Here is a 6,245-nt window from a genome sequence, read left to right on the forward strand (position 1 = left end):
CGCCTCGACGGCCTGGCGCGGATCGCGGAGCACCGCGAGGCCGACTTCCGCCTCGACGTGCTCACCCGGACCCCGCCCGCCGCCCGCTCCGTCGCCCAGCGGGTGGGGCTGCGGTGACCCGACCGCTGCCCGACGTGCCCGACGTGCCCGTCCTCGGCGTCGTCGTGCCCGCCCACGACGAGCAGGACCTCCTCGGCGGGTGCCTGGACGCCCTGGCGCGGGCGGCCCGGTGGGTCTCCGACCGCGCGGTCGTGCGCACGCTCGTCGTCCTCGACGCCTGCCGGGACCGCACCGCGGACGTCGCGCGGGCGCACGGCGTCGAGACCCTGGTCATCGGCGACCGCTGTGTCGGGCTGGCCCGCGACGCCGGGTGCGCGGCGCTGCTCGACGGGCCGGGCCCGCCCCCGGGCTGGCTCGCCACCACCGACGCCGACTCCCGGGTGCCGCCGGACTGGCTGCTCGCCCAGCTCGAGGCGTGGACCCGGCCCGCCGACGCGCGGGTGGGCGCGGTGTACGTCGAGGACTGGAGCGAGCAGTCCCCTGCCGCCGCGCACTGGTTCTCCGACGTCTACGACGCCGCGGGGGACCCGCACCCCCACGTCCACGGCGCGAACCTCGGCGTCCGCGCGGAGGCCTACCGGGCGTGCGGCGGGTTCCACGGCCTCGCGACCGGCGAGGACGTCGCGCTGGTCGACGCCCTCGACGACGGCGGGTTCACGGTGCACCGCACCCGGCGCAGCCCGGTGCTCACGAGCGGGCGCCGGGCCGCGCGGGCCGCCGGCGGGTTCGCCGGGCGGCTGATCGACCTCGGCTCCGCGGACACGCAACGCGCCGGCTGACCGGGCACGCCCGCGAGCCACGACCGGGGTTGGCGGTCGCATCACGCTAGGCCGTTGATCATGTCGAGGGTACCGCGCGGTGCGGTGCCCTCGACATGATCATCTGCCTACGCGCCGGCGGGCCGCCCGCGTGACCATCTCGGCGAACAGGTCCTCGACCCCGATCCCGACCTGCGCGGCCATCATCACCACGACGCTGGTGCGGGCGAACGAGCAGTACAGGCCCGCCTCGAGGAACCACGGCCGGCCGTCGGGGTCGACGCGGAAGTCGAACAGGCCGTAGTCCCGGCAGCCCAGCGCCACGTAGCAGCGCCGCGCCGCCTCCCACACCGCCGTCGTCACCGGGTCGTCGACGTCGACCGTCCAGGCCTTGCCGTCGCCCTTCGCGACCAGGCCGAGCCCGCCGTCGTCGTCGCGGGTGAGCTTGTCGGCGGGCGTGCGGATCGGCGCCGTGTCCGCGTCGACGGGGTACTCCTCGAGCGGCAGGCAGACCAGCTCGGTCCCGCCGCCGGGGCGGTCGCGCTCGATCACCCCGCAGCGCACCTCGCGCCCGGCCGGGACGTAGGTCTCGACGAGCGCCGCCCCGGCGTGCTCGAAGGCCGCCGCGAGGGCGGGCCCTCGTTCCTCGGGCCGGCGGACGAGGGTGACGCCGAGCGAGTTGTCGGAGTCGGCCGGCTTGACCACCACCGGGAGGGTGACGCCGGGCGGGTCCTCGCCGGGGCGCACGACCACGCCGTCCGGGACGTCGACGCCGCCGTGCGCCACGACTGCGCGGGCCCGTGGCTTGTCCGCGCCCACGGCCATGACGTCGGGTGCGTTGCCGACGACGGGGACGCCGAGCACGTCGAACAGCGCACGGTAGGAGGTCATGCCGGGCAGACAGAACATCTGGGGGACGACGACGTCGGGCGCGAGCTCGCGGAGGTGCGTGATCGCGTCCCCGACGTCCAGGGCGGGCGCCGCGACGAGGGCGGCGTCGGTGAGCGTCGCCGGGAAGCGCCAGCACCCGTCGGGCGAGACGTGGGCGATCGTGAACGCGTAGCGGTCCGGGTCGGCGACCGCCTCGAGGGCGTCGCGGGCGTAGAGCCGGGAGAGCTCGGCGAGGAACTCATCGGTCGGGGAGCCGACCAGGTGCAGGACGCGCAGCATTGATCGACCCCCTCAGTCCCCGGCCGGCTCGACGAGCTTGCCGATGTTGAAGTCGATGCGGATCCAGTCGCGGCCCTCGCGCAGGTTCCGCCAGAGCAGCGCCGGGATCTGCAGGTGGTGGGAGAGCAGGAACGGCAACGGATCGTCGAGGTCGAAGATCGCGTCGCGGCCGCGCAGGACCACCCGCAGCCGCTCGGGGATGCTCGCCGGGCGGGAGAGCATCCGCCACAGCTCGTGGTAGAGCCAGTAGGTGGGCCGCACGGTCGCGCCGGGGCGCAGCGTCGGCGCCTCCGGGTCGAGGTAGGCGCGGGCCAGGTCGGCGTACCGGTCGTGGAACATCGTGATCGCCGAGTGCGTGCGGGGGTTGCACTCCAGGGCGACCAGGGCCCCGTCGTCGTCGACGATGAAGTCGAACGAGTACTGGCCGGTGAGCTTGTTCTCCGCGACGAAGGTCTCCACCCAGCGCTCGATCTCCGGCTCGTCGACCGGGGCGTAGTTGACCTGGAACGCCGAGGACTCGCAGCAGCAGTAGACCTGCAGGCGGCCGTCGCGGGCGGTGCCGTGGGTGCAGTACTCCCGCCCGGGGACGAACGCCTGGAGGATCCACGGGCGCTCGGGCGAGATCGCCTTCGAGCGGGCGAGCGCGGCGGTCTCCGCGGCGGTCGGACGCGGGAGCGGGGTGAGGTCGAGCCGATTGACCGGGTCGTACGGGATGGACTTGAGCACGTAGGCCGGGCCGTCGGCGGGGAAGTCGAAGGCCTCGACCTCGGCCGCGGAGGTGACGCGGTGGGTGTCGGGCACCGGGAGGCCCGCGGCGTGGGCGGCCGCGGCGAAGGCGGCCTTGTCGTCGACGGTGCCGATCGCCTCGGCGTCGCCGTGGAGCACCTCGCACCACTGCTCGAGCACCGGCTTGGCCAGGGCGTCGTACCAGCTCGACGCCGGGCTGCAGACGGGCACGTAGACGTCGACGCCCTCGCGGCGCACCACGTCCACGAGCGCGTCGACGTAGCCGGGGTCGTCGGGGGCCGGGACGACGTGGAACGCGGCGACCGCGCGGGAGAAGCGGTGTCCGGTGAGCCGGTAACGGCTCGACTCGACGAGCACGACCCGGTGCCCGGCCGCGTGGAACGCCCGGGCGAGCGCCAGCGCCTTGGTCATCTTGCCGCCGCTGACCAGCACCGTCCGGGGCCGCTCCGGGGTCTCGCGGGCGGCGGCGCCGACCACGGCGCCGCGGGCCAGCGCGGCGGCGGTGACGACGAGGTTCGCGGGCAGCGCGGCGGCCAGCAGCGCCTGGGCACCGAGGGTCCGCGCGACGGCGCCGAGCCTGCTCACCGGACGCCCGGGTAGGTCGCGACCATCCCGCGGTGCATCACCCGGTCCCCGACGACACCGGAGTGGTCGGCCTTGTGCAGGACCGCGCCGTTGTCCCAGACGACGACGTCGCCGGGCCGCCAGGCGTGGCGGTAGAGGTTGTCGTCGCGGGTCGAGTGCTCGAGCAGCGCGGTGATCACGGTGGCCGACTCGTCCTCGCCCAGCCCGCTGATCGCGGCACACCGGGCGGGCGCGTCGAGGTAGAGCGCGACGCGCCCCGACACCGGGTGGGGCCGCAGGACGGGGTGCTCGGCCGCGGCCTCGTCGTCGGGACCCAGCTCGAGGCCCGTGACGACGTGGCGCAGCGTCCGGCCCTCGACCGTCGCGCGGAGGTCGGCGGGCAGCGTGTCGTGGGCGCGGAACTGGTTGCTGAACAGCGTCTGCCCGCCCCGCGTCGGGATCTCCACCGCGCGCAGGGCGGTGTAGGCGGGCGGCCGCGCCACGTAGCCGGTGTCGACGTGGAAGTTGCTCCGTGGCGGCGTGTCGCGCCCGACGTTGGAGACGACGTTCAGCTCGGGGTGGCCCGCCAGCGGGGTCTCCCCCGTGGTGAACGCCAGGTCCCCGATGCTGCGCAGGAACGCGGTGAAGGTGTCGTCGTCGGCGTGGCCCTGGTCGCGGAGCACGACGACGCCGTGCTCGGCCAGCAGGTCGCGCAGCGCGGTGACGTCCTCGGTGGCGAGCGGCCCGACGTCGAGGCCGGTGACCTCCGCACCGAGGGGGTCGAGGGGCTTGGCGTCCACGGATCAGACCTCCGGCGTGGCGCGGCGGACGAGGGTGAGGCCGTCCCGGAGCGGGACGAGGACCTGCTCGACGCGGGGGTCGGCCGCCAGCGCGTCGTTGAACGCGGCGACCGCGGCGCCGTTGGTGGTCGGCTCGCCGGTCACCCACGGCTGCCCCTGCATCAGGGTGTTGTCGACGACGACGAGCGCGTGCGGCGCGAGCAGGTCGCCGTCGAGCAGCTGGTCGAGGTACCCGGCGTAGCCGGCCTTGTCCGCGTCGACGAAGACCAGGTCGAAGCGCTCGTGCGCGCCGGCCAGGGCGCGCAGCGTGTCCGCGGCCGGCCCGACGCGGACGTCGATGCGCCCGCCGGCGACCGACGCGGCGAAGCACTCCCGTGCGAACGCGGCCACCTCGGCGTCGACCTCGCAGGCCACGACCCGGCCGCCGTCGCCGACCGCCTCGGCCATCGCCAGCGCCGAGTAGCCGGTGAACATGCCGACCTCGAGGACCGTGCGCGCGCGGGTGGCGTGCACCAGCGTGCGCAGCAGCTGGCCCTCGACGTGCCCGGAGAGCATCTCCTGCTCGAGGCCGGTGTCGCCGCCGTGGGTACGCCAGTCGTGGTCGGCGGTGCGGCGGGCGAGCTCGGCGAGGGCGGGCGACTCGGGCGTGGTGGCGCGCTCGAGGTAGGGGTCGAGACCGGCGGCGAGGTCGCGCGCCCGGCGCAGCGCCGCGAGCCCGTCGGCGTCCAGGGTCCCCTGCTCCGCCTGCGCGAGGACGTCGTCGAGCGTGGCGGCGAGGATGCCGACCGGGGTGACCGGGCGGGGCGCGCCCGGCGCGGTCACCGCGGTCGTCGCGGTCGTCGCGGTCGTCGCGGTCGTCGCGGCCCCGGGCGACGGCGACGGCGTCGGCGCCGTCGCGCCGGGGGCGCTCACGAGACCGCCACCTCTTCCGGCACCACGAACATGTCCTCGCCCTGGCCGCCGCGCGGGTAGCCGGCGGCCAGCTCGTGGTGGGAGTCGAGGGTGGCCGCGAGCTCGTCGTCGGTGAGGTCGTTGACGAAGAAGCACGTCCCGATCGGGCGCGGCACGGCCGCGCGCAGCTGCCCGTTGCGGGTCTGCACGATCGAGTCCGTGGCCTTCGCGAGCAGCTCCGGCGTCAGGTACGGGCTGTCGAGCGTGAGCCCGATCCGGCTCATCAGCCAGAAGATCCGGTCGCGCTCGCCGGCCGAGATGTAACCGCGCCGCTCGGCCAGCGTCGTCGAGAACGCCATGTCGACCGCGATCGCGTGCCCGTGGAAGTACGGCTGCTCCGGGGTGAGCTCGAGCGTCGGGCTCCAGGTATGACCGAACGCGATGACGCGGTCGAGGTCGAGCTCCTGCAGGTTCGGGACCTCGAGCTCGAGCATCGTGCGGATCGCGTCGTAGGTCAGCTGGTGGGCGATCTCGCGCAGCTCCTCCGACCCGTCGAGGTGTCCGAACCGCGTGGTCAGCAGGTCCTCGCCGTACTTCTCCAGCGTCTCGAAGATGCCGCTGTTGCCGACCGTCGCGATCTTGACGAGCTCGGCCATCCCGTTGCGGACCTGGTCGACCGGCAGCGTCCGCAGGAACGAGAAGTCGAGGATGACCTGCTGCGAGGCGTGGAAGGCGCCGAGCCGGTTCTTGTTCCTGCCGTGGTTCACCGCGACCTTGATCGCGACGCTGGCGTCGATGAGCCCGATCAGCGTCGTCGGGATCCGGACGTAGTTCGTGGCGCGCCGGAACATCGAGCACGCGGTCCCGGTGACGTCGGTGATGAGGCCGCCGCCGACGACGAGCACCGGCTCGGTGCGCACCAGGCCGAAGTCACCGAAGGCGTCGACGATGCGCTCCACGGTCCGCAGCGTCTTGTCCGGCTCGCGGATGACCAGCGGGAACACCGTCAGGGCGATGCCGTGGTGGTCGAAGTAGGCCTGCATCGCGTCGCCGTAGAGCTCGTGCACGGCGCGGTCGGTCACCATCAGGCAGCGGCCGTAGGGCCGGTAGACCTCGGCGAGCTCGGGGTTCTCCGGGGCGAACACGCCGTCGACGTAGCGCAGCGAGTAGTCGATCTTCTCGTAGGCCTCGATGTGGAAGGCGGTGTCCGTCGCGGTCAGCGTCGGCTCGGGGGCGGCGGCCATGGGTCTCTCCG

6 protein-coding genes are annotated in these 6,245 nt (G+C 74.4%); 1 reads left to right on the top strand and 5 read right to left on the bottom strand.

The annotated features are described in order from the left end of the window. Nucleotides 1-113 precede the first annotated feature (113 nt). Nucleotides 114-839, top strand: a complete 726-nt coding sequence (locus AC0CYZ_RS16305; RefSeq protein WP_472217162.1) for a glycosyltransferase family 2 protein — start codon at nucleotides 114-116, stop codon at nucleotides 837-839. Nucleotides 840-938: 99 nt separating this feature from the next. On the opposite strand, the gene AC0CYZ_RS16310 is transcribed toward AC0CYZ_RS16305, so the two are convergent. Genes AC0CYZ_RS16310 through AC0CYZ_RS16330 form a run of 5 tightly spaced genes read right to left on the bottom strand, consistent with a single transcriptional unit; the run spans nucleotide 939 to nucleotide 6,234 of the window. Continuing rightward, the gene (locus AC0CYZ_RS16310; protein WP_472217164.1) at nucleotides 939-1,988 is read right to left on the bottom strand and encodes a D-alanine--D-alanine ligase family protein; all 1,050 of its coding nucleotides are present in this window, start codon (nucleotides 1,986-1,988) and stop codon (nucleotides 939-941) included. Between the two features lie 12 nt (nucleotides 1,989-2,000). Further along, the gene (locus tag AC0CYZ_RS16315; protein ID WP_472217166.1) at nucleotides 2,001-3,320 is read right to left on the bottom strand and encodes an ATP-grasp domain-containing protein; all 1,320 of its coding nucleotides are present in this window, start codon (nucleotides 3,318-3,320) and stop codon (nucleotides 2,001-2,003) included. Continuing rightward, a complete protein-coding gene (locus tag AC0CYZ_RS16320; RefSeq protein ID WP_472217168.1) occupies nucleotides 3,317-4,099 on the bottom strand; it encodes a TauD/TfdA dioxygenase family protein in 783 nt (260 codons plus the stop codon). Before AC0CYZ_RS16320 ends, AC0CYZ_RS16315 begins: the two co-directional genes overlap by 4 nt. 3 nt (nucleotides 4,100-4,102) lie before the next feature. Then, nucleotides 4,103-5,011 (bottom strand): O-methyltransferase, encoded by a 909-nt coding sequence (locus AC0CYZ_RS16325; RefSeq protein ID WP_472217170.1) that lies wholly within the window; start codon nucleotides 5,009-5,011, stop codon nucleotides 4,103-4,105. Continuing rightward, nucleotides 5,008-6,234 (bottom strand): sedoheptulose 7-phosphate cyclase, encoded by a 1,227-nt coding sequence (locus AC0CYZ_RS16330; RefSeq protein WP_472217172.1) that lies wholly within the window; start codon nucleotides 6,232-6,234, stop codon nucleotides 5,008-5,010. The genes AC0CYZ_RS16325 and AC0CYZ_RS16330 overlap by 4 nt, the downstream gene beginning before the upstream one ends. Nucleotides 6,235-6,245 lie beyond the last annotated feature (11 nt).

It is taken from the genome of Actinomycetospora sp., assembly GCF_055612215.1.

Excerpts from the sequence above, each read along its gene's own strand:
- AC0CYZ_RS16310 (WP_472217164.1), bottom strand. The coding sequence starts at position 1,988 with ATGCTGCGCGTCCTGCACCTGGTCGGCTCCCCGACCGATGAGTTCCTC.
- AC0CYZ_RS16330 (WP_472217172.1), bottom strand. The coding sequence starts at position 6,234 with ATGGCCGCCGCCCCCGAGCCGACGCTGACCGCGACGGACACCGCCTTC.